This is a genomic window from Sphingobium sp. (genome assembly GCA_023266575.1).
Taxonomy (GTDB): Bacteria; Pseudomonadota; Alphaproteobacteria; order Sphingomonadales; family Sphingomonadaceae; genus Sphingobium.
Genome location: JAHFPV010000011.1, coordinates 21,320 through 42,686 on the forward strand (window position 1 = coordinate 21,320; position 21,367 = coordinate 42,686).

The window sequence follows — 21,367 nt, forward strand, 5'->3', positions numbered from 1 at the left end:
GTTGTCAGCGGGCTAGGTCCGGTGGCGTTCGCCGTCAAGGCTGGAGAAGGTACAGTAGATGTTGAGAAAAGTCGCCGCCGCCCTGCTGCTCGCCACCGCAATCCCCGCTGCCGCACAAACGACGCCGCCCAAGCTGATCGTCGCGATCTCGGTCGACCAGTTTTCGGCCGACCTGTTCAGCGAATATCGCCAATATTATAGCGGTGGCCTCAAGCGGCTGACGCAGGGCGTCGTGTTCCCCAAAGGCTATCAAAGCCATGCGGCGACCGAAACCTGCCCCGGCCATTCGACCATCCTGACCGGCAGCCGCCCGTCGCGCACCGGCATCATCGCCAACACCTGGTTCGACCTGTCGACCGCGCGCGATGACAAGGCGATCTATTGCGCCGAGGATGAAAACCAGCCGGGTAGCAACAGCGGCAATTATGTCGCCTCCCCCATTCACCTCAAAGTCCCGACCCTGGGCGGCCGGATGAAGATCGCCAATCCTGCCACCCGCGTCGTGTCCGTCGCGGGCAAGGATCGCGCCGCGATCATGATGGGCGGGCCGACCGCCGACCAGACATGGTGGATCGGCGGCGCACAGGGCTTTGTCAGCTATAAGGGCGTCGCGACCCCGCCCCTGGTCGCGAAAATCAATGAGGCTTTCGCCCAGCGTCTGGCCCAGCCCAATGCGGGCTTCGAGCTGCCGCAGCAATGTGTGGCCAAGGATTTCCCCGTCGCGATCGGCGCTGGCAAGAGTGTCGGCACTGGCCGCTTCGCCCGCGCGGCGGGCGATTTCAAAAGCTTCCGCGCTTCGCCCGAACAGGATGCGATGACGCTGGTGCTGGCCGCTGGTGCAATCGAAAGCATGGCGCTGGGCAAGCAGGCGCAGACCGACATCATCTCGATCGGCCTATCGGCGACCGACTATGTCGGCCACACCCACGGCACCGAAGGCACGGAAAGCTGCATCCAGATCGACCGGCTCGACCGCGAACTTGGCGCTTTCTTCGATCGCCTCGACAAGGACGGCATTGACTATGCCGTGGTGCTGACCGCTGACCATGGCGGCCACGACCTGCCCGAACGCCATCAGGAAAATGCCATGCCGATGGACGCGCGCGTCGATGAAGCGCTGACGCCCAAGGCGCTGACCGCAACCATCGGCGCAAAGACCGGCCTGACCGGCAAGAAGCTCATCTGGGGCGACGGCCCGGCGGGCGACCTGTATTTCGACAAGGGGCTGACCGCCACCCAGCGCGCCAAGGTGGAGGCCGAAACGCTCAAACTGCTACGCGCCCATCCGCAGGTCGAGGCCGCCTATACCAAGGCGCAGATCGCCGCCGTCCCCTCCCCCTCCGGCCCGCCGGAAAGCTGGACCCTGCTTCAGGAAGCGCGCGCCAGCTTCGACCCGGTGCGATCAGGCGACATACTGCTGCTGCTCAAGCCGCGCGTCACGCCGATCGTCGATCCGACCAAGGGCTATGTCGCCACCCATGGCAGCCCATGGGACTATGACCGCCGCGTGCCCATCCTGTTCTGGCGCAAGGGACTAGCCCATTTCGAACAGCCGCTGGGCGTGGAGACGGTGGACATCATGCCGACGCTGGCGGCGCTCATCGCCCTGCCGGTCGCCAAGAGCGAGATTGACGGCCGCTGCCTGGATTTGGTGGCGGGCGAAGGAACCAGCTGCCCCGCGCAGTAAGCCCGATCAAACAACCAACCTCCGTTCGTTTCGAGCGAAGTCGAGAAACCTCAGCCAGCGTTTCTCGACACGCTCGAAACGAACAGGTGGTGGTTCAAAAATTCTCCCCCACCCCGTCCGTGCTTTCGACCATAGCATGGACGCGGTGCGGGGCGGATACGTCGACCCGGCTGGTGACTTCATATTGCGCCTTGGCCTGACGCACATTGCTGTCCGCCGGGACGCTGTCGGTCAACCAGACATTGCCGCCGATGACCGACCGACTGCCGACGATGATCCGTCCCAGCACCGTGGCACCGGCATAGATGACCACGTCATCCTCGATGATCGGATGGCGCGGCAAAGCCTTTTCCAGCGCGCCCTTCTCGTCCGACGGAAAGCTGCGCGCGCCCAGCGTCACGCCCTGATAGAGCCGCACCCGCTGTCCCACGATCGCGGTTTCGCCAATGACGACGCCGGTGCCATGATCGATGAAGAAGCTGGGACCGATCTTTGCGCCGGGGTGAATGTCGATCCCGGTCTTGCCATGGGCGATTTCGGAGATGATCCGCGCCACCAGCGGCGCACCCAGGTCGTGCAGCCGGTGCGCCAGCCGGTGGTGGATGATCGCCAGCATCGAGGGGTAGCAGATCAGCACCTCGTCCACGCTGCGCGCGGCGGGATCGCCCAGAAATGCAGCCTCCACATCGGTATCGAGCAGTTCGCGCAATCCGGGCAGCGCCTGCGCAAAGCCGCTGATGATCCGCGCCGCCTGCGCGTCGATCGCCGTCGCCGGTTCGTGCTTCAGCGCATAGATCAGCTCCAGCCTGATCTGGCCGTAGAGGCGACTGAGCACGGTCTGGAGCGTCTCGGCGACGAAACTGTCCTCGTTATGCAGCCGCACGAAATCGGGGCCAAGCCGCAGCGGGAACAGCGCGCCGCACAGCGCCTGCATGATTTTCGTCAGATTGGCGCGCGAGGGGAAGCCCTCCGCGCCATATTCGGCATGATGCTGCTGGTCGCGCCGCCAACGGCCGCGCACCGCGCCCAGATCAGCAACCAGCTGATCCAGATCCCAATAGCCATCCACCTCGCTATTTGGCTTATCCACGTCCGCCGTCATATGCGCCTCTTTGCTTGTCGCGGCTGGCTTAGCCTGTGCAGGGGCGCGGCGATAAACGAGTTTTGCTTGTAGCCGGACAGTTTCTCATTTGCTGGCGGGCAGGAACAGGCAGATTTCGGCGCGTAAGCCCCCTTCGGGCCGGTTAGCCAGCGTCAGCTTGCCCCCTTCGGCATCCACTGCTTTCTGCACGATCGCCAGCCCCAGCCCCAACCCGCTCGTATTACGCTGGCGCGCGGTGTCGAGCCGGGCGAAGGGTTTGAGGACCGTATCAAGCTGGTCACGCGGAATGCCGGGGCCATCGTCATCGACCCGGATCAGCACTTCATCGCCTTTGCGCTCCACGGTTACGCGGGCGCGCTTGCCATAGTGGAGCGCGTTTTCAATGAGGTTGCGCACGGCCCGGCGCAACGACAGCGCCCGCACCGCCATTTCCAGATGGTCCGGCCCGGCATAATCGACATCATGGCCATGGTCTTGAAACGCATCGACAATCGTCGCCACCGTGACCGCCAGGTCAGTGCGCACCGCGGGTTCGGGATCTTTCTCGCCACCCAGAAAATCGAGCAGCGATTCGATCATCTGCCCCATTTCTTCCAGATCGCCGTCCATCGCCTCGCGCGTCTCGCCATCCGGCACCGTTTCCAGCCGCAATTGCAGCCGGGCGAGCGGCGTGCGCATGTCATGGCCGACCGCCGCCAGCGTCTCGGTCCGCTCGTCGATCAGGCGATGGATGCGGGTCTGCATCACGTTGAAGGCACGGATCAGGTTGCGCACGTCACTGGTGCCTGCTTCAGGCAGGATCACCTCCCGCCCCAGGCCGATCTGCTCGGTCGCGCGGGTCAGGTCGCGCAGCGGGTCCAGCGTCTTACGAATCAGCACCCAGCCAGCGATCAGCAGCGCCAGTACCGGGATCAGCGCCATCCCCATCCGTCCGATGGTGAAGGCCCATTTGCCCCCGCTATGATGCATCCCGAAATAGAGCCAGCTGCCATCGGGCAATTGCAGCCCGCCATTGATTTCCGAATGGCGACCGGGCGACGCCAGTCGCAGCCACAGCCGCGACCGTTCCAGACTGGGCTCCCAGGCGATGATCTGTTGCCGCATCCGCTCCAGTTCGGGCGATAGCGGCGGCGGCGGCGGCGCAGCGGGCGACCAGTGAACGTCGTAGCGATCCGTGGTCAGCTGCACGCCCATGGTGCGCCGTTCCTCGACCGGTTGTTCGGTCAACAGCTTGCGCGCGATCACCAGATGCTCGGCCAGCCGCCGCGCCTCGTCATCCTGCAGGGATAGCTGGCTGGCGCGTTCGTACATCAACGTGCCAACCGCAAATTCCAGCATCACCGTCAGCAACAGAATCGCGAAAATGCGGCCGACCAGCCCCAGCGATCCTTTGAAATGCCGTTTCAAGCGCGGCTGACCTCGGCATTGAACATGTATCCGACGCCGCGCACCGTGGTGATCGGCGCGGGTCGGTCCTCGGTTGTCAGCTTGCGGCGCAGGCGGCTGACCAGCACGTCGATGCTGCGGTCGCTGCTGTCACCCATGCGGGTGCGCGACAGTTCGATCAGTCGCTCCCGCGCGATCACCCGCTGCGGATGGCTGAGGAAGCTGCCCAGCAGATCAAATTCCGCACCGGTCAGGTCAACGATCGCGCCGGTGGGCGACCGCAGTTCGCGACGGGGGAAATTGACCACCCAATCGTCGAACCGCGCTTCATTTTCGCGATGATCGTCCGGCCCGCGCTCCAGCCCCACCCGACGCAATATGGCGCGGATGCGGGCGATCAACTCGCGGGTGCCGAACGGCTTTGGCAGATAATCGTCCGCGCCCAGTTCCAGCCCGACGATCCGGTCGGTCTCGCTGCCCTTGGCGCTGATGAAGATGATGGGAACGTCGCTCTTGCGCCGGATCTGGCGGCACAGGTCAATGCCGTTGGTGCCGGGCAGCATGACGTCCAGCACGACCAGATCAACGGGGCCAGCATCGAACGCCACCCACATTTCCGGTCCCGACGAGGCGGGGCGGACCTGATAGCCATGTTCCTGCAACGCCCGCGCGGTCAGGGTGCGCAGCGGCGGGTCATCCTCGACCAGGATGATGGTGGGGGCAGTCATGATGGGGACGACAGAGCGTTGGTCATGTCAGCTGGGATAGGGTCGCCCTTAACAGGGGTCAACCATGAGCGGCTTGCGAAACGTTCCGCAGCGGCAACAGCAACAATTTGTCATGCCAGCGCCATCGCGGCAGGTAAAGGTGCGCCGGGCCTGCATGAACAGGCCCGGCGCTTTAGATCAGAAAGCGGCGGTCAGCGAGAATACGACCTGGCTGCGCGCGATCGACTTGCCGACATCCTTGCTGTCGCCCGAAACGGCGAAGTTGGGACGCAGGTAATTTTCCTCGACGCGGGCAATGTCGGTGTCGACATAGGCGACGCCCAGGGTCAGCGGGGTGCCGGGGATGGCGACATCCGCGCCAACCAGCCAATCGACATATTTGCCGGTCGGGGCGACCGACGTGCCGTTCGGGCCAAGGCCGGGGTTACCGTTCGAATAGCCCAGATGCGCCTTCAGCGTGACAGGCGTGTTGGGAACAGCACCGCTCACGTCAGCCCAGACGTACAGGTTATCTTCCTTGTCGCCGGGGTTGAAGATGGTGCAAGCCGCATCGCTGCACCAGTTGCCCAGGGCTTCCTGCTTGGGCGCATAAGCAACGCCAACCAGACCCTTGACCGGGCCGATCGTGCTGGACAGCTTGACATAGGGCTCAGCGAAATCGGTGATGTCGGCGCCCGACGGATACATGTACCAGGTCAGACCGACGTCCAGCGTCGCGCCGCCCAGCGGAATGGCGTAACCGGCGAACAGGTCGAGTTCCATGTTGGAACCACCAAAACGGCCCCAGCCGCCCAGGTTCGATGCCCAGGTGCCGACATAGGCACCGCTTTCATGCGTGGCGGTGATGCCACCCTGAACGGCCATGCCCTTGTCGCTCTGCGACACGCCACGGAAGCGATAGTCGGAAACGAGGCCAACGCTGCCCGTAACGGTGACGGGGCTGGCAGGTTCTTCCTGCGCGAAAGCCGGTACGCTAGACATAAGCGCGAGGGCGACAGTAGCGATCTTATACTTCATGAACATTCCCCTTTACGAAAGAATGTTCCGTCCTGCGTCCACTCTGATCCGAAAGTCTGTTGCTTGCGCTTCCAGTACCGGTGGTCGAGGTCTGCCTAATTCTCAAATGCCCTACAGGCAAACAGGATTTTCTCGCAGATGCGAGATGATGCTAATCGCTGTGACATAAAAGTAACTATTCATTGTCGGTACAATGCGGTCCCAAGACGTAAAATGCCGCCGTGTCGGGGGGACACGGCGGCACCTTTTGTCACCTGGTCGAGGGGGGATGATCAGGCGACGAGCTGGCGCATCCGTCCGGTTGCGCCAAACAGTTCTACAGGCGACCCGGCACCGCGACGGCGATCGACCCATTCGCGCACCATTTCCGCGCATGTATGGTCGATATGCCCCAGCCGCTCGACATTCAGGATGACGAGACCAGCGGTCGGCAGCGAATCGAGCTTGGCCGACAGCTTGGGCAGGTTGAGGAAGGTCGCCGACCCGCGCAGCGCGACTTCATGCGCGTCACCCCGGCTTTCTTCCTCCATCCTGAGCCGCAGACGGCTAAGGTGCGGCACCAGTTCCAGCATCGACAGGCCGATGCCGACCAGCACGCCGGTCAACAGGTCGGTAGCAACGACGCAGATCAGCGTCGCGGCCCACACCACTGCGGGCAACGGGCCATAACGGTGGAGCAGATGGCGAACATGATCGACACTGACCAGACGCACACCGGTGACGACGAGGATGCCCGCCAGCGCGGCCATCGGGATTTCGCGCAGCAGCCATGGTAGCAGCGCGACGAAGCCCAAAATCCAGATGCCATGCAGCACGGTCGACATCCGGGTCTTGGCCCCCGCCTGCACGTTGGCGGAGCTGCGGACGATAACGCCGGTCATCGGCAGCGCCCCGGCAAAGCCGCAAAGCAGATTGCCGACGCCCTGGGCGCTCAGTTCCCGGTTATAGTCGGTGCGCACACCATCATGCATCCGGTCGACCGCTGCGGCCGACAGCAATGTTTCGGCACTGGCGATGAAGGCAATGGCAATCGCTGTGGTAAAGATCGCGGGGTTGAGCAATTGCGCCAACAGCCCGCCTTCGGGCAGCGCAATCGCGCCCACAATCGATTCAGGCACTGTGACACGCGCGACCGGCAGGCCGAGCAGGAACGCGATCAGCGTGGCAGCAACCACGCCAACCAGCGCGCCAGGCACCAGCTTGAGCGAGGCGGGACGAAATTTCTCCCAGCCCAACATGCCAAAGATGGTGACCATGCCGACCGCAAAGGCCGTCGCTGCATCGCCATTGCTCAGCCCGAAAATCTGGCCCGGCATCGCGATCAGATTTTGCAGGCCGCTCGACAGCGGCTTGTCGTCGAACAGCACATGGAACTGGCCGACCACGATCAGCACGCCGATGCCCGCCAGCATCCCGTGGACGACCGCAGGCGAAATCGCGCGAAACCAGCCGCCAACCCGCAACAGGCCAGCAACGACCTGGATCGCGCCTGCCAGGATCAGGATGGGACCAAGGGCGGACAGCCCCTGTTCGCGGACGATTTCAAAAACGATGACCGCCAGACCCGCCGCAGGACCGCTGACCTGCAACGGTGAACCTGCCAGCAATCCCACGACGATGCCGCCGATAATTCCGGTGATCAGGCCCTTTTCCGGCGGCACGCCAGATGCAACCGCAATGCCCATGCACAGCGGCATCGCCACCAGAAAGACAACGATCGACGCTACGAAATCGCGGCTGAATGTGCCGCCGGAAAAGGCTTTCAACATGGCTTACTCCGCCGCTAGGGCATATTCGCCTTCGCCGGCGAGGCGACGGGCGTGAGGCAGCGCGACGGGCATTGGCTGCCCTTCACGCAACGGCGAGAAGCGTCCGGTTTCGCCATCAAGGCCCATCACCAGACCGGCATGGATGTCGACATACCAACCGTGCAGAGCGATCTCGCCACGCGCGATGCCGGATGCGACCGAAGGATGGGTCCGCAGGTGCGCGAGTTGCGCGACGACATTTTCCAGCGCCATGTTGCGCAGCTTTTCAGCATCGCTCAGATCGGCAGGATAGCTGGCCTTGCACACCTGCTGCGCGGCATGGCTGTGGCGCAGCCAGGCAGCGACATTGGGCATGTTGGTCAGGTCGGCCTCGGTGGACAGCGCCTTCATCGCGCCGCAATCGCTATGGCCACACACGATGATGTCGCGCACGCCCAGCACCATGACGGCATATTCGACCGTCGAGGTCACGCCGCCATTTTGCGTCGCGTGCGGCGGAACAATATTACCCGCATTGCGGCATACGAACAGATCGCCGGGCTGTGCCTGCATAATATGTTCGGGCACGATCCGCGAATCGGCGCAGGAGATCATCAGCGCCTTGGGGCTCTGGCCGTCACTGGCGAGTCGATTGTAAAGCGCGCTTTCATTCGGAAAAGTGTGCTTTTCGAAGTTGAAAACGCGACCGATAAGCTCGTTCATGGAGTCTATCCTTTTGTTGCTTTGCCGGTCAGGGGGCGGACCGGCCTGCAGCATAGATAGGAGAGCGGTTTTGCTGCGTCGCAGCGGCTTTGTTAAATAGTATGTCTGGACGTTGAATTGATACGCCAGCGCGACAAAGCCCGATTTCAGCGGCGATCGACCGTTGCGCTCAACATATAGCCGACGCCGCGCGCGGTCACGATCGGTGCGGGCCGGTCGCCATGGCGCAGCTTGCGGCGCAGGCGGCTGATCAGCACGTCGATGCTGCGATCGGACGATGGCGCATCCCGCACCCCGGCCAGTTCCATAAGCCGCGCCCGCGCAATCACCGTCTGCGGATGATCGAGCAACACAGCCAGCAATGTAAACTCAGCCGCCGTCAGATTGACTGGCGCACCAGCCGGATCGAGTACCTCCCGTCGCCCGAAATGCACCACCCAACCATCGAACAGCGCTTCGGTCTGGCGGCCAAGGCCCAGCGACCGGTCGCTCCGCCCCCGGCGCAGCACCGCCCGCACCCGCGCGGCCAGTTCGCGGCCCGAATAGGGCTTGGCCATATAATCGTCCGCCCCCAGCTCCAGCCCGACCACTCGGTCAACCTCGCTGCTGTTGGCGCCGACCAGGATCACCGGCACATCGCTGCGTTCGCGCACGTCGCGGCACAGGTCCAGCCCGTCCGCCCCGCGCAACGCCGAATCCAGCACGACGACACCGACCGGCATTGTGCCCAGCGCCTGGAATATATCATCGGAGGATTTGGCCGGCAGGACGCGAAAGCCGCTCTCCTCCAGAAATTCGCGGATCGTCCGGCGCAGGTCCGGCTGCGTCTCGGCGACCATGATCAGCGGCGCGGTTACCGGCATCGCGGGCCGTCCGGCGCGGCATTGTCCGTCATCATCGCAACTCCTGCTCGGGCGAAAGCATCCGATCCCTGCGGAACCGGAGCGCCCGAATTAGGGACGGCGAATGTCTCCGAAATTTGCCGGACGTAACAAATTGTTGCTACCGGGACATCAGCGGCATCCGGGCGGCCGGATAACCCGTCACATCGGGCCATAGCTGCGCCATCACGCTCGCCAGCCACAAGGCGTCGCTGCCCGCCCAGTGTCGCGTCGGACAGCGCTGGTCTGCTATCCGCACCGCCGCGCTGATCTGCGCTTCATCGACCTGCCGCTCATCCATCAGCGTCGCGACATGATCGATGGCAAAGGGAGCCTCCCGTCCAGCGGCTGCCGCCAGCGTATCCAGCCAATAGGGATCGATCAGGCTGTCGGCGACCACCCGTCGCCCGCCCACCGCATCGGCCAACTGGTCCAGCACGACATGGGCAGGCAGGCCATCGCTCTCAATCCGCGCCCGGCTAAGCCCGTGCAGGGCCTCCGCCTCCGCCGTCCAGTCCCACCCCGACCAGTCGGGGTGCGGCCGGATCAGCCAGCTGCGCGCACCGTCCCTGCCCGCCAACCCGACCTCGATGGGAAAGGATCGTCCGTGGCGCGGCAGGCAGGACGCCTCGAAATCTATGGCAAACATGGGCAGAACCGTCTCCGCTTTCGCGCGCTTTTTGATGCTCCCCTGTCGCCCCCAACTATGTCACGCCAAAGTCAGCCGCCACCCCCTTGACGAAAAATCATGCAAGTCGTGGTCCGACTGGGGTAGAGCGTCGGCATCTGCTAATCGGCAATCATCTTGCCTCAGCCGGACCCGCTTATGACCGTCGTTGCTGCCTATCTCTATCGCAATGGTGCCCGCGTCCGGGCCGTGTCGATCGACGAACGAATCGACTGCGCCCACGACAAGTCAGAATTCGTCTGGATCGGTGTCGCCGACCCGACGCTGGCTGAAATGCAGGCGCTCCAGCACGCCTATGATCTGCACCCGCTGGCGATCGAGGATGCGATCAAGGCCAACCAGTTGCCCAAGGTAGATCTCTATGGCGACCAGCTGTTCGTGGTCGCCCGCACTGCCCATGTCGAGGATGGCAGCATCTGCTATGGCGAAACCGCGATCTTCGTGGGCCACAGCCATATCATCACCGTCCGCCACGGTTCGGCCCGCGCGCACCTGGCCTTACGGCAGGATCTAGAGGCAGTGCCTGCCCGCCTGTCCCAGGGGGTCGATTATGTCCTGCACGCCATTCTGGATTTCGTCGTCGATGGCTATCTGCCGATTATCGAGGGGATAGAGGAAGAGGTGCTGGCGATGGAGCAGCATACGGTCGACACATTCCTGGGCCGCGACGACATCACCCGCATCTTCAACCTGCGCCGCCAGCTGCTGCGCTTCCAGCGTATCCTGACCCCGATGCACGAGGTCGCGACCAAATTCGTCAAGCAGGAACTGCCCTGCATCGACCCCGAAGCACGCCCCTATTTCAGCGACGTGCGCGACCATGTCCGCCGGGTCCAGACGATGGTGGAGGATCTGCGCGAAATCCTGACATCAGTGTTTGAATTCAGCAATCTGCTGGAACAGCAGCGCACTGGCGTCATCACCCGCCAGCTCGCCGCCTGGGCCGCGATCCTGGCGGTGCCGACCGCGATTGCGGGCATTTACGGCATGAATTTCGAACATATGCCCGAACTGCGCACCCGCTATGGCTATTTCGTGGTGCTGGGCGTGATCAGCATCGTCTGCACCCTGCTCTATGCCCGCTTCAGGAAACTCAAATGGCTGTGACCAACGCCGTAGAGCGCGCCGCCCGCGCCATGTATGCCAACATCGCGCCCGACTGGGACTGGGACGATCCCGACGCGGAACCGATGCGGCATATGTATCGCGAAAACGCGCGTGTCGTGCTGACCACGATCCGCGATCCGGGCGTGCCGATGGACGCGCCAGCGCTTGCTGCCTGGCAGGCGGTCATCGACGCGATGCTGGCTGAGGCTTGAGAAAAAATGGTGCACCCGACGGGATTCGAACCCATGGCCCTCAGATTAGGAATCTGATGCTCTATCCTGCTGAGCTACGGGTGCCCATGGCTTGGCCTCTATTATGGGCGGGCGACGCGGTCAATTCTTCGCTTCGGGGGGGATGACCGGAAAAGGCAGCGGCGCGACTGGCACGCCTTCTTCCATCAGTGCCTTGGCCTCCGCCGGGGCGACCTCGCCATGGATGCTGCTATTGGCCTGCTCGCCATAATGCATGGCGCGCGCCTGTTCGGCAAAGCCGCGCCCGACCCAGGTGGAGCCTTCCAGCGCCTTTTTCTGCGCCTGGGCCAGCGCATCGACCATCGCGCGCATCTTGGCCGCGTCGCCCGCGCTGATTGCAACAGGCGCGTCCGGGGTGGGCGCATCCTGCACCGCGACTGCCCGGCTGTTCCCCTTGGCTGCAACGGCAGGGGCCATCACGGCCTTCACCACCTGTGCGTCGCCGCAGATCGGGCAGGTCAGAAGGCCCCGCGCCTGCTGGTCCGCATAGTCCGCGCTGGAGCCGAACCAAGCCTCGAACACATGGCCCTGACGCTCACATTTCAGGTCGAACACGATCACGAAATTTGCACTTCCTGCGGAATGATACGGCGGTTGGCGATGGCGGGCACCCGCGCCCGCACATCCCCTAGCCGCGTCAGGTTGATATCGACAAGCCCCAGCCCCGCGCTCTCGCCCATATCCAGCAGCACCTCGCCCCATGGGTCGATCACCACACTATGGCCATAGGTGACGCGCCCGTCCGCATGGGTGCCGACCTGCGCGGTGGCGATCACGAAACAGCCCGCCTCAATCGCGCGCGCGCGCAACAGGACATGCCAGTGCGCCTGTCCCGTCGGCACGGTGAAGGCCGCCGGTGCCAGCAGGATCGTCGCCCCGGCATTGGTGAGTGCGCGATAAAGATCGGGAAAGCGCATGTCGTAACAGATCGAAAAGCCCATCCGCCCCCAGGGCGTATCGGCCGCGACCACCTGTTCGCCCGGCCCATAGACCGACGACTCGCGCCAGCTTTCGCCGGTAGCGAGATCGACGTCGAACAGGTGAATCTTGTCATAACTCGCCCGTATCGCGCCTGTATCATCGATCAGGAAACTGCGATTGGCCCAGCGCCCGTCGGCCCGCTCGTCCTTCAGCGGCAGCGATCCGATATGGACCCACAAGCCATGTCTGGCTGCTGCATCCCGCACGGCGGCCAGCACGCCATCCTCGGCCTGCGACCGCAAAGTCGCGGCGGCGCGGCTGCGGTCGCGGTCCAGATAGCCCGCCATTTCCGGGGTGAAGAACATGTCCGCTCCCTCGCCCTTGGCCCGCTCCACCATCTCGACAATCGCCGCGGCATTGGCGGCTGGGTCGATGCCGCTGGTCATCTGGAACAGCGCGGCGCGCATCGTCGTCACAGGCCCAATAGCGGGTCGAGCTTGCCCTGCCGGTTCAGCGCCGCCATGTCATCGCTGCCGCCAATATGCTGACCGTCGATGAAAATCTGCGGCACGGTGCTGCCGCCCCGGCTGCGCTCCAGCATTTCGGCGCGTTTCGGCCCGCCCATGCTGATATCATATTCCTCGAACGCGACGCCCTTGTCGGTCAGCAACGCCTTTGCCCGCGCGCAATAGCCGCAAAATGCCTTGGTGTAGATTTCGACCTTTGCCATCTGTCCGTCATCACTCCTTATTCCCTGAAATTGGGGCTTATCGCAGCTTTGTCAATCGACGCCTTCGCGCGGCAAGGCCCGCGCCCAGCAGAGCAACCGCACCTCGCCTGCCCCGCCGCGCTTCAAAACGCGGGTGCAGGCCGCCGCCGTCGCGCCGCTGGTATGCACATCATCGATCAGCAGGATGCGCCGTCCCTTCAGCCCATGCCCGTCCGCCAGCGCGAATGCCCCGTGCACCGCTTTGGCGCGCTGGCCCGGATGCATACCGCGCAGGGGCACCGTCCGTTTGACCCGCAACAGGCTGTGCTTGTCCACCGCCAGTCCCGTCAGCCGCCCCAGATGATCCGCGATCAGCGCCGACTGGTTGAACCCCCGCCCCCATAGCCGCCAGCGATGCAGCGGCACCGGCACGATCAGCGGCGGATCATCACCCGCCACCGGCACATGGCGCAGCATCTGCCGCGCGACCAGCCGGGCGAGGCCAATGCGTCGCCCATATTTCAGCCGCAGCGCCACCGTGCGCGCCACATCGCCATAGGCCAGCACTGCCCGCGCGCTGTCGAAGGGCGGCGGATCAGCCAGGCACGCGCCGCACGCCGCCCCATCCCCCATGTCATGCGGAAAAGGGATGCCGCAACGCGCGCAGCAAGGTTCGCCCAAAAATTCCATGCCGCCCCAGCAAGACAGACAGAAACCATGATCCTCCCCCACGATCGTCCCGCAACCGGGGCAGCGCGGCGGCAACGCATAATCGAGCGCGGGGCGGATCGCGCTCTTGAGAAGCGGCAGGAAAGGCATCATCTGCCTTGTCCCCCCTTCCCGCCCGTTGCACAAGGCCCGGCATGAGCAGCCCCGACATCTTCGACCGATCCCTGCGCAGCATCCGGCGGGACCGGATGCTGGCCGATTTCGCGGCCCACGACTTTCTCTATCGCGCGATGCTGGACGAACTGCTCGACCGGCTGGGCGATGTGCAGCGCGACCTGCCCGAAGCGCTGGTGATCGGCTGCCCGGACGGTAGCGCCAGGACCGCGCTGGAAGCGATGGGCAAGCGTGTCGCCTGTATCGATCCCGGCTTCCTCGCTGCCCGTGCCCATGGCGGGGTGCAGGGGGATGAGGATGCCCTGCCCTTTGCCGACAATAGTTTCGATCTGATCCTGGCCTGCGGCACGCTCGACAGCGTCAATGACCTGCCCGGCGCGCTGATCCTGATGCGGCGGGTGCTGCGGCCCGACGGGCTGATGCTTGCCGCCTTCACGGGCGCGGGCAGCCTGCCCCGCCTGCGCGCCGCGCTGATGGCGGGCGAAGGCGACCGGCCCGGCCAGCATATCCACCCGCAGGTCGATGTGCGATCGGCTGGCGACCTGCTCAGCCGCGCGGGTTTCGCGATGCCGGTCGCGGATGGCGAAACGCTGAGCGTCCGCTATGGCGACCTGCTGCGCCTGATGCACGACCTTCGCGGCATGGGCGCGGGCAACATGTTGACGGCACGCCCGCCCGCATTGCGCCGGGACGCGCTGGTAGGTGCCGCCGCCCATTTTGTCGATGCCGCCGACCCGGACGGCCGCACGGCGGAGCAGATCGCCATCGTCTATCTCTCCGGCTGGAAACCCGACCCCAGCCAGGCCGCCCCGGCCCGGCGCGGCAGCGCGACGGTCTCGCTGGCGGCGGCGTTGAAAGGGAAGGATTGAGCGCGACCGGTCTGCTGTCCTACATGAATACCCCGTGCTAAAAGCCGCATCCGGCTCTTTCCATCGTATAATTGCTCGACCCAGATGCGTAATATTATTATCCAATCCTGTTCGCAAATGTCACGATTGCCGGGAAATATGCGAAGTTAAGCCCGGAAAATCCTATTCGCCCGCCATCGCCCCGATAACCGGCGCATCCGCCACATCCCGCCCGGTCCAATCCGCCCCGTCATGCCGATACTCAACATGGCTGGCCCGGCGGAAGCCTGCGCCGTCCCACACGATCACTTGCAACTCCATCTCGTCATGCCGCCGCACATGCAGCCAGTTGAAGCTTTGAGGTTCGGCGTTGCGCAGCCGGGTCGATGTCGCGGTGCCTGCCTGTATGATCAGCGCGCCGCCCGCCTTCTCCACCATCTTGCGCGCGGCCTGCGCATAGGTGCGGTGGAAATGGCCAGCCAGCGCCAGATGCACCCCTGCCTCGCTCGCCGCCTGCACGGCATCATCATGCTGGCCGACCGCTTCGCTCAGCTCCCCGCCCCGGCCGATCGGCATGGCGAACAGCGGATGATGGGTCACCAATATGCGCGTCTTGGCGCTGGCGACCGACGCAAAGCGCTCCCGCAGCATGTCCATCTGGTTATGGTTGATCCGCCCGTCCTTGATCGTCAGGGACCGGGCGGTGTTGAGGCCCAGGATCGCGACCTCGTCATCCTCATACCAGGGGCATAGGTCCGGGCTGATATAGCGCTTGTAGCGGTCGAGCGGCGCGGCGAAGCGCCGCATCACGTCATAGAGCGGAATGTCATGATTGCCGGGGATCACCAGCAGCTTCAGCCCCACCGCGCGCAACCCGTTGATCCAGGCGGACGCCGCGCGGAACTGTTCCACCCGCGCCCGCTGGGTCAGGTCGCCGCTGATGATGACAAGGTCGGGCCTGTGCTCCTCCAGCCAGGCAGTGGCAGCGTCGACGATGCGGGGATCATGCGCGCCGAAATGAATGTCGGACAGGTGAGCGATACGGGCCATGGTCGGATAACGATCCGGCGCGATATGGTTTCCCCGGACCCGAACAGCCTCTCGCGAGTTGTTGTGCCATGGAAACGAAATCCCCCACCCGCCCAACTACCCGTCCACTGCCACGTCAGGCCGCGCTGATCGTCAACGCGCACAGCCGCAAGGGCGAGGCGCTGTTTGCGCAGGCCAAGGAAAAACTGGAACAGGCGGGGATGGAGCTTCTCGCTGCTCACGCGATCAAGAACCCCGAACTGATGGAAGAAACCGTAGCTAAGGCGATCGCCGACGGCGCGCCGATGGTGATCGTGGGCGGTGGCGACGGCTCCATGTCCGGCACGGTCGATCAGCTGGTGGGCAAGGATTGCGTGTTCGCGGTCCTGCCGCTCGGCACCGCGAACAGTTTTGCGCGAACGCTCGGCCTGCCGCTCGACCTGGACGGCGCGGTCGCGACGATTGCCAACGGACGCCGCCGCCGGGTGGACCTGGGCATGATCGACAAGGATTATTTCGTCAACGCCGCCTCACTCGGCCTCTCACCGATGATCGGCCAGACGGTGCCGCACAAGCTGAAACGCTATCTGGGGCGGATCGGTTACCTGCTATGGGCGGTCAAATGTTCGGTGGGGTTTCGCGCCTTCCGCCTGACCATCGACGACGGGCAGCAGGAATGGCGGCTATGGTCGACCGAAGTGCGCATCCTCAACGGCCCCTATCATGGCGGGGTCGAACTGTCCGACCATGCCGATGTCGATACCGGCGAAATCGTCATTCAGGCGGTGGTCGGGCGCAGCAAGCCGCGGCTGGCATGGGACTGGTACGCCAAATTCTTCAAGCTGCGTGACCGCGACGCCCATACCGAGGAGTTTCACGGCAAGGCCTTCACCCTGACCACCCACCCGCGCCAGCGCATCTCGATCGACGGCGAAGTGCTGGCGAAAACCCCGGTCGTGGCAAAGGTCGCGCCGGGCGCGATCGAGGTCGCGGTCCCGGCGGAGAGCTGATCAGAGCGGCTTTTCGTACAGCTGATAGACCTTATTGATCTTGCTGCCGATCGCCTCGGCAATCGCGTTCATGCCCTGATTATCGTCCAGCACCCAGCTGATCTCGCCCCGCGTCGCGCCATATTGGGCCAGCGCTTCCAGCCGGATCGTCTCGATCATCATGAAGGCCAGCTGGCTGGCCAGCCGCGACGCCTGCAACCGTTGGAGCACGCCCATCAACGGCACCCGCATCGTCCGCACCCTGGGCTTGCGCAGCCACCAGAGCAGCTTGGCCCAGCCGAACGGGAACAGCGCGCCGTTGAGCGGCTTGATCGCTTCATTCAGGTCCGGCAGCGTCATCATGAAGGCGACCGGCTCGCCATCGACCTCCGCGATCATGATCAGATCCTCAAACACGATGGGTTTCAGCTTCTTGCCGGTATGCGCGATTTCCGAATCGGTGATCGGCACAAAGCCCCAGTTGCGGCCCCAGGCATCGTTGAGGATATTGAGGATGATCGCCGCTTCTGCGTCGAATTTCGACTTGTCGACCTTGCGGATGCGGATGCGGTCATTTTTGTGGCCCGACGCGACGATCCGCTGGATCAGCGGGGGAAAGCTTTTGGTGATGTCCAGCTCGAAGCAGTTGAGCGTCTTGACGGGTTGATAGCCCGCGCCCTCGACCATCGCCTGATAGGCCGGGCTGTCATGGCCCATCATGACCGTGGGGGGATGATCATGCCCGGCGATCAGCAGGCCCGGCTCCTCCCAGATCGACAGCGAGATCGGCCCGACCACGCGGGTCATGCCCTGTTCGCGCAGCCATTGCTCGGCGCGCGCGATCAGGGCCGCGCCGACCGCCTTATCCTCCGCCTCGAACAGGCCGAAATTGCCCGTTCCCGGCCCAATCCCCTGTTCGCGCGGCATTGCCAGCGCCAGCTCGTCATAATGGGCCGAAATGCGGCCGACGACGCGACCCTGGCGGCGGGCCAGGAAATATTGCGCCTTGGCATGTTCGAAAAACGGGTTCTTGCCCGGCGTCAGCAACTCGTGCATTTCCGCCTTCAGCGGCGGCACCCAATTGGGATCGTTGGCGTAGATCGACCAGGGCAGGTCGATAAAGGCCTTGAGGTCGCCCTTGCCCGAAACGGGGGTAATCACCAGATCATTCTGTGCCACGGCTGCCGCTTTCACCAAAAGAGGGGAGCAGTTCGCCGCTTGTTTGCGGATTGTCAATCACAGGCCGCCGCCAGCCCGCTATCGGGCAGAATATGTCATCGTGCTGCCACGATATCAGCGCATTTGGAGATTAGGACGCCTGTCATGACTGTGCATGATCCCATACTTGCCGCCGCGCAGCGCGCGCGGGCGACCATTCCTGATGACGTGGCGATGCTGCGCGCGGCGGCGGAACTGACCCGCGACCTGTCCAGCGCCGATGCGCGCATCTACTGGCCCGATTTGCTGGCGTCGGCGCTGATCGGCTGGGGTGCGCTGGCGGGTGCGGTGCTGGTCGACAGCGTGCCGCTGGCCATCGCCTGCGCTGTGGTGGCGATGCTGGCGCTCTATCGGGCGGCGAGCTTCATTCACGAACTCACCCATATTCGCGCCGGTGCGCTGCCCGGTTTCCGGGCGGGATGGAACCTGATCGTCGGCATTCCGCTGATGATCCCGTCGTTCATGTATGAAGGCGTCCATACCCAGCATCATGCCCGCACCCGCTACGGCACGGCCGAGGATCCGGAATATCTGCCGCTGGCACTGATGAAGCCCTGGTCGCTGCCTCTGTTCATCCTGGTCGCCTCGCTGGCCCCGGTCGGCCTGATCCTGCGCTTTGGCGTGCTGACGCCGCTGTCGCTGATCATCCCGCCGCTGCGCGCGAAGCTGGTGGCGGAATTGTCGGCCTTGTCGATCAACCCGGCCTATCGCCGTCGCGCGCCCGAAGGTGCCTTTGCACGGATGTGGGCGTGGCAGGAGGCGGGCGCGTGCCTGTTTGCGCTGGCGCTGGTCGGCAGTGTGTTCCTGTTCGGGTGGAAGCCGCTGCTGGTCTATATGGCGATCCATTCGGCGATGACCGTCATCAACCAGCTGCGCACCCTGGTCGCGCATCTGTGGGAGAATGAGGGCGATCCGATGACGGTGACCGCGCAATATCTCGATTCGGTCAATGTGCCACCGCCCGGCAGCCTGCCTGCACTCTGGGCGCCGGTCGGCCTGCGCTACCATGCGCTGCACCACCTGTTGCCCAGCGTACCTTATCACAATCTGGCCGCCGCGCACCGCAAGCTGATCGCCACGCTGGACCCGCAGTCACCCTATCATCGCGGCAATTATCGCGGGATGCTGCCGCTGGTCGGCAAGATCGCGCGCAGCACGATGGCGGCGCGATAAATCACTCTTCCGTCCTGAATAGCACGGTTTCACCGACCAGCAGGAACAGGAAGAAGGGCGCCCAGGCCGCCAGAAACGGCGGGTAAGCGCCAAGGCTGCCCATCGCCAGCGAGAAATTGTCGGCGACGAAATAGGCAAAGCCCAGCGCCATGCCCATGACCGCGCGGACGAACAACTGGCCGGATCGCGCGAGGCCAAAGGCGGCGACCGATCCCAATATCGGCATCAGCAGCGCCGAGAGCGGCCCCGACAGCTTGTGCCACAAATTGGCCTCCAGCTCCGCCGTGGGCCTTCCGGCGTCATGCAGGTCTGAAATCGCCGCCTGAAGCTGGCTGAAGGTCAGCGCGTCGGGATCGACCTTGGCCAGGGTGAACTGGTCGGGGCGAATGTCGCGGCCAAAGCGGACGGTGCCGACATTGGCGACCGTGCCACGCGCCACGTCGAACTGGCGCGCATCTTCCAGCACCCAGCTTTTGTTCGCCGCGTCATAATGGCCGCGCGGAGCCTGGACGATGGTCGTCAGGCTGTTGTTGATGCGGTTGAAAATCTCGACCTTGCGCAACTGCACCTGCGTGCCGCGCCCCGCCACGATCGCGGCGTTGACCAGATTATTGCCGTCGCGCACCCAGGGGTTGCTTTTGACCCCGCTGTCGCGCGGGATCGGGCCATAATCGACCGCCTGCCAGGCGCTGAGCGACGCAGTGGATCGCGCGACGATGCGTTCGTTGAAGGCATAGCTGATCACCGCCACGCCGAGCGCCGCCACCACGAGCGGCGCCAATATCTGGTGCGCGGACAGGCCAGCCGCCTTCATCGAGATGATTTCGCTATTCTGGTTGAGCGTCGCCAGCATCACCAGCGTGCCGAGCAGCACCGAGAAAGGGAGAAAGCGGGCGACGATCTGCGGCACGCGCAGGCCGACATAATGCCATAGTTGCGCGTCGCCATTGCCGGGATAGGCAAGGATGTCGCCTGACTGGCCGAGCAGGTCCAGCGTCTGCAACACCAGCACCAGCAGCGCCAGCACGGCCAGCGTCCGGGTGAGGAACAGGCGCGCCATATACCAGCTGATCTGGCGCGAGGGGAAGAAAGCAAATTGCATCGGTCAGGCGGCTCCTTCCGCCAAGGGCGGGCGTCGGCGGCCCAGCCGCAACAGGCGCACGATCTGCTTGCCGATCTTGGCGAAGGCCACTTCCAGCGCGCCGATCGGCTGGCCACCGGGGCGGTGCGCGATGACATGATACATCCAGAAGATCAGGCCCGACGTCAGCAGGAACGGTCCCCATAGCGCGATGATCGGGTCCACCTTGCCCAGCGCGCCGACGCTTTCGCCATATTGGTTGATCTTATGATAGGTGACGATGAAGATGATCGACAGGAACACGCCGAGCGCCGATGTCGATCGCTTGGGCGGGATCGCAAAGGCGAGCGCCGCCAGCGGCAACAGCATCATCATCACCACCTCCACCATGCGGAAATGGAAATTGGCGCGCACTTCGTCGCGCAATTTTTCCGGGGTCGCCGGGTTGCGGCCAATCACCATCAGTTCGGGAATCGTCTTTTCCCGGTCCACGTCGCGCCCGCGGAAATTTTCGATCTGCGGCAGATCGATCGGCAGGTCATGGCTGGAAAAAGACAGGATACGCGGCGTCTTATATTTGGGCGCATCGTTGACCAGCACGCCATCGCGCAGGCGGAAGATGATCGTGTCGGGATCATCCGTCGCCAGGAACATGCCCTGCGCCGCGGTGACCGCGACCGACTGCCCGTCGCGGCTGACGGCGCGCACGAAAATCCCTTGCAGATTGCGCCCTTCGTCCAGGCTGCGTTCGATCCGCATCGTCATCCGCTTGCCCAGATTGGTGAATTCGCCGACCTTGATCGACGCGCCCAGCGCGCCCGACCGCAGCTCGAATCGCAGCGCCTCATAGGCGTGGCGAGAAAGGGGCTGGACGAAACCGACAATGCCGAAATTGAGCAAAGCCAGCGCGATCGCATACATGTACGGCACCCGCAGCAGGCGTCCGTAGGAAAGGCCGATCCCGCGCATCACGTCCAGTTCCGACGATAGCGCCAGTTTGCGGAAGGCCAGCAATATGCCCAGCATCAGGCCGATCGGAATACCGAGCGAGAGATATTCGGGCAGCATATTGGCCAGCATCCGCCACACGACGCTGACCGGTCCGCCTTCCGCCGCGACGAAATCGAACAGGCTGAGCATCTTGTCCAGCACCAGCAGCATCGCGGCGATCACCAGCGTACCCAGCATGGGCACCGCGATCAGGCGGGCGAGATAACGGTCGGTGGCGGTCAGCATTC

Annotated in this window: 22 protein-coding genes and 1 tRNA gene; 6 read left to right on the forward strand and 17 right to left on the reverse strand. The window is 64.1% G+C overall.

Features of this window, described 5'->3' with window-relative positions; genetic code table 11:
• Positions 1–58: 58 nt before the first annotated feature.
• On the forward strand, positions 59–1,687 hold the full coding sequence (locus Q0D44_RS11810; RefSeq protein WP_294136800.1) for an alkaline phosphatase family protein: 1,629 nt from the start codon (positions 59–61) through the stop codon (positions 1,685–1,687).
• Between the two features lie 94 nt (positions 1,688–1,781).
• On the opposite strand, the gene epsC is transcribed toward Q0D44_RS11810, so the two are convergent.
• The 8 genes from epsC to Q0D44_RS11850 all read right to left on the reverse strand — a co-directional run bounded on the left by epsC (position 1,782) and on the right by Q0D44_RS11850 (position 9,921).
• A complete protein-coding gene (epsC, locus tag Q0D44_RS11815; RefSeq protein WP_294136801.1) occupies positions 1,782–2,789 on the reverse strand; it encodes a serine O-acetyltransferase EpsC in 1,008 nt (335 codons plus the stop codon).
• 84 nt (positions 2,790–2,873) lie between these two features.
• Positions 2,874–4,196, reverse strand: a complete 1,323-nt coding sequence (locus tag Q0D44_RS11820; protein WP_294136802.1) for an ATP-binding protein — start codon at positions 4,194–4,196, stop codon at positions 2,874–2,876.
• Positions 4,193–4,903: a response regulator transcription factor gene (locus Q0D44_RS11825; RefSeq protein WP_006961535.1), complete on the reverse strand. Its 711-nt coding sequence runs from the start codon at positions 4,901–4,903 to the stop codon at positions 4,193–4,195. The genes Q0D44_RS11820 and Q0D44_RS11825 overlap by 4 nt, the downstream gene beginning before the upstream one ends.
• Positions 4,904–5,080: 177 nt before the next feature.
• Complete coding sequence (locus Q0D44_RS11830; RefSeq protein WP_294136803.1) at positions 5,081–5,926, reverse strand: TorF family putative porin; 846 nt, start codon at positions 5,924–5,926, stop codon at positions 5,081–5,083.
• A 266-nt stretch (positions 5,927–6,192) separates the two neighbouring features.
• Positions 6,193–7,689 (reverse strand): SulP family inorganic anion transporter, encoded by a 1,497-nt coding sequence (locus Q0D44_RS11835; protein WP_294136804.1) that lies wholly within the window; start codon positions 7,687–7,689, stop codon positions 6,193–6,195.
• Between the two features lie 3 nt (positions 7,690–7,692).
• Positions 7,693–8,391, reverse strand: a complete 699-nt coding sequence (locus tag Q0D44_RS11840; protein ID WP_217673326.1) for a carbonic anhydrase — start codon at positions 8,389–8,391, stop codon at positions 7,693–7,695.
• Between the two features lie 146 nt (positions 8,392–8,537).
• Positions 8,538–9,254 carry a response regulator transcription factor gene (locus tag Q0D44_RS11845; protein ID WP_294136805.1) on the reverse strand — a complete coding sequence of 239 codons (717 nt, stop codon included), beginning with the start codon at positions 9,252–9,254 and terminating at the stop codon, positions 8,538–8,540.
• 139 nt (positions 9,255–9,393) lie between these two features.
• A complete protein-coding gene (locus Q0D44_RS11850) occupies positions 9,394–9,921 on the reverse strand; it encodes a hypothetical protein (protein WP_294136806.1) in 528 nt (175 codons plus the stop codon).
• Between the two features lie 177 nt (positions 9,922–10,098).
• Between Q0D44_RS11850 and Q0D44_RS11855 the strand changes: the two genes are divergently transcribed.
• Both Q0D44_RS11855 and Q0D44_RS11860 read left to right on the forward strand, forming a co-directional pair.
• Positions 10,099–11,067 (forward strand): magnesium and cobalt transport protein CorA, encoded by a 969-nt coding sequence (locus Q0D44_RS11855; protein ID WP_294136807.1) that lies wholly within the window; start codon positions 10,099–10,101, stop codon positions 11,065–11,067.
• On the forward strand, positions 11,058–11,279 hold the full coding sequence (locus Q0D44_RS11860) for a hypothetical protein (RefSeq protein WP_294136808.1): 222 nt from the start codon (positions 11,058–11,060) through the stop codon (positions 11,277–11,279). Before Q0D44_RS11855 ends, Q0D44_RS11860 begins: the two co-directional genes overlap by 10 nt.
• A 7-nt stretch (positions 11,280–11,286) precedes the next feature.
• Here Q0D44_RS11860 and Q0D44_RS11865 read toward each other — a convergent pair.
• The 5 genes from Q0D44_RS11865 to Q0D44_RS11885 form a co-directional block, all read right to left on the reverse strand.
• A tRNA-Arg gene (locus Q0D44_RS11865) sits at positions 11,287–11,363 on the reverse strand.
• A 36-nt stretch (positions 11,364–11,399) separates the two neighbouring features.
• On the reverse strand, positions 11,400–11,879 hold the full coding sequence (locus tag Q0D44_RS11870) for a DUF1178 family protein (RefSeq protein WP_294136809.1): 480 nt from the start codon (positions 11,877–11,879) through the stop codon (positions 11,400–11,402).
• Entirely contained in the window at positions 11,876–12,706 is an 831-nt protein-coding gene (locus Q0D44_RS11875; RefSeq protein ID WP_294136908.1) for a carbon-nitrogen hydrolase family protein, read from the reverse strand. Before Q0D44_RS11875 ends, Q0D44_RS11870 begins: the two co-directional genes overlap by 4 nt.
• 5 nt (positions 12,707–12,711) lie before the next feature.
• The gene (grxC, locus tag Q0D44_RS11880; protein WP_294136810.1) at positions 12,712–12,969 is read right to left on the reverse strand and encodes a glutaredoxin 3; all 258 of its coding nucleotides are present in this window, start codon (positions 12,967–12,969) and stop codon (positions 12,712–12,714) included.
• Between the two features lie 51 nt (positions 12,970–13,020).
• Positions 13,021–13,770, reverse strand: coding sequence for a ComF family protein (locus Q0D44_RS11885; RefSeq protein ID WP_294136811.1), 750 nt, complete (start codon positions 13,768–13,770; stop codon positions 13,021–13,023).
• Between the two features lie 41 nt (positions 13,771–13,811).
• On the opposite strand from Q0D44_RS11885, the gene Q0D44_RS11890 reads away from it, so the two are divergent.
• Complete coding sequence (locus Q0D44_RS11890) at positions 13,812–14,660, forward strand: class I SAM-dependent methyltransferase (RefSeq protein ID WP_294136812.1); 849 nt, start codon at positions 13,812–13,814, stop codon at positions 14,658–14,660.
• Positions 14,661–14,822: 162 nt separating this feature from the next.
• On the opposite strand, the gene Q0D44_RS11895 is transcribed toward Q0D44_RS11890, so the two are convergent.
• The gene (locus Q0D44_RS11895) at positions 14,823–15,689 is read right to left on the reverse strand and encodes a metallophosphoesterase (protein ID WP_294136813.1); all 867 of its coding nucleotides are present in this window, start codon (positions 15,687–15,689) and stop codon (positions 14,823–14,825) included.
• A gap of 68 nt (positions 15,690–15,757) precedes the next feature.
• On the opposite strand from Q0D44_RS11895, the gene Q0D44_RS11900 reads away from it, so the two are divergent.
• Positions 15,758–16,678, forward strand: a complete 921-nt coding sequence (locus tag Q0D44_RS11900; RefSeq protein ID WP_294136814.1) for a YegS/Rv2252/BmrU family lipid kinase — start codon at positions 15,758–15,760, stop codon at positions 16,676–16,678.
• On the opposite strand, the gene Q0D44_RS11905 is transcribed toward Q0D44_RS11900, so the two are convergent.
• A complete protein-coding gene (locus Q0D44_RS11905) occupies positions 16,679–17,836 on the reverse strand; it encodes an N-acetyltransferase (RefSeq protein ID WP_294136815.1) in 1,158 nt (385 codons plus the stop codon).
• A gap of 144 nt (positions 17,837–17,980) precedes the next feature.
• On the opposite strand from Q0D44_RS11905, the gene Q0D44_RS11910 reads away from it, so the two are divergent.
• Complete coding sequence (locus Q0D44_RS11910; protein WP_294136816.1) at positions 17,981–19,048, forward strand: fatty acid desaturase; 1,068 nt, start codon at positions 17,981–17,983, stop codon at positions 19,046–19,048.
• Position 19,049: 1 nt separating this feature from the next.
• On the opposite strand, the gene lptG is transcribed toward Q0D44_RS11910, so the two are convergent.
• Positions 19,050–20,150, reverse strand: coding sequence for an LPS export ABC transporter permease LptG (gene lptG, locus Q0D44_RS11915; protein WP_294136817.1), 1,101 nt, complete (start codon positions 20,148–20,150; stop codon positions 19,050–19,052).
• Positions 20,151–20,153: 3 nt separating this feature from the next.
• Positions 20,154–21,365: an LPS export ABC transporter permease LptF gene (gene lptF / locus Q0D44_RS11920; RefSeq protein ID WP_294136818.1), complete on the reverse strand. Its 1,212-nt coding sequence runs from the start codon at positions 21,363–21,365 to the stop codon at positions 20,154–20,156.
• Positions 21,366–21,367 lie beyond the last annotated feature (2 nt).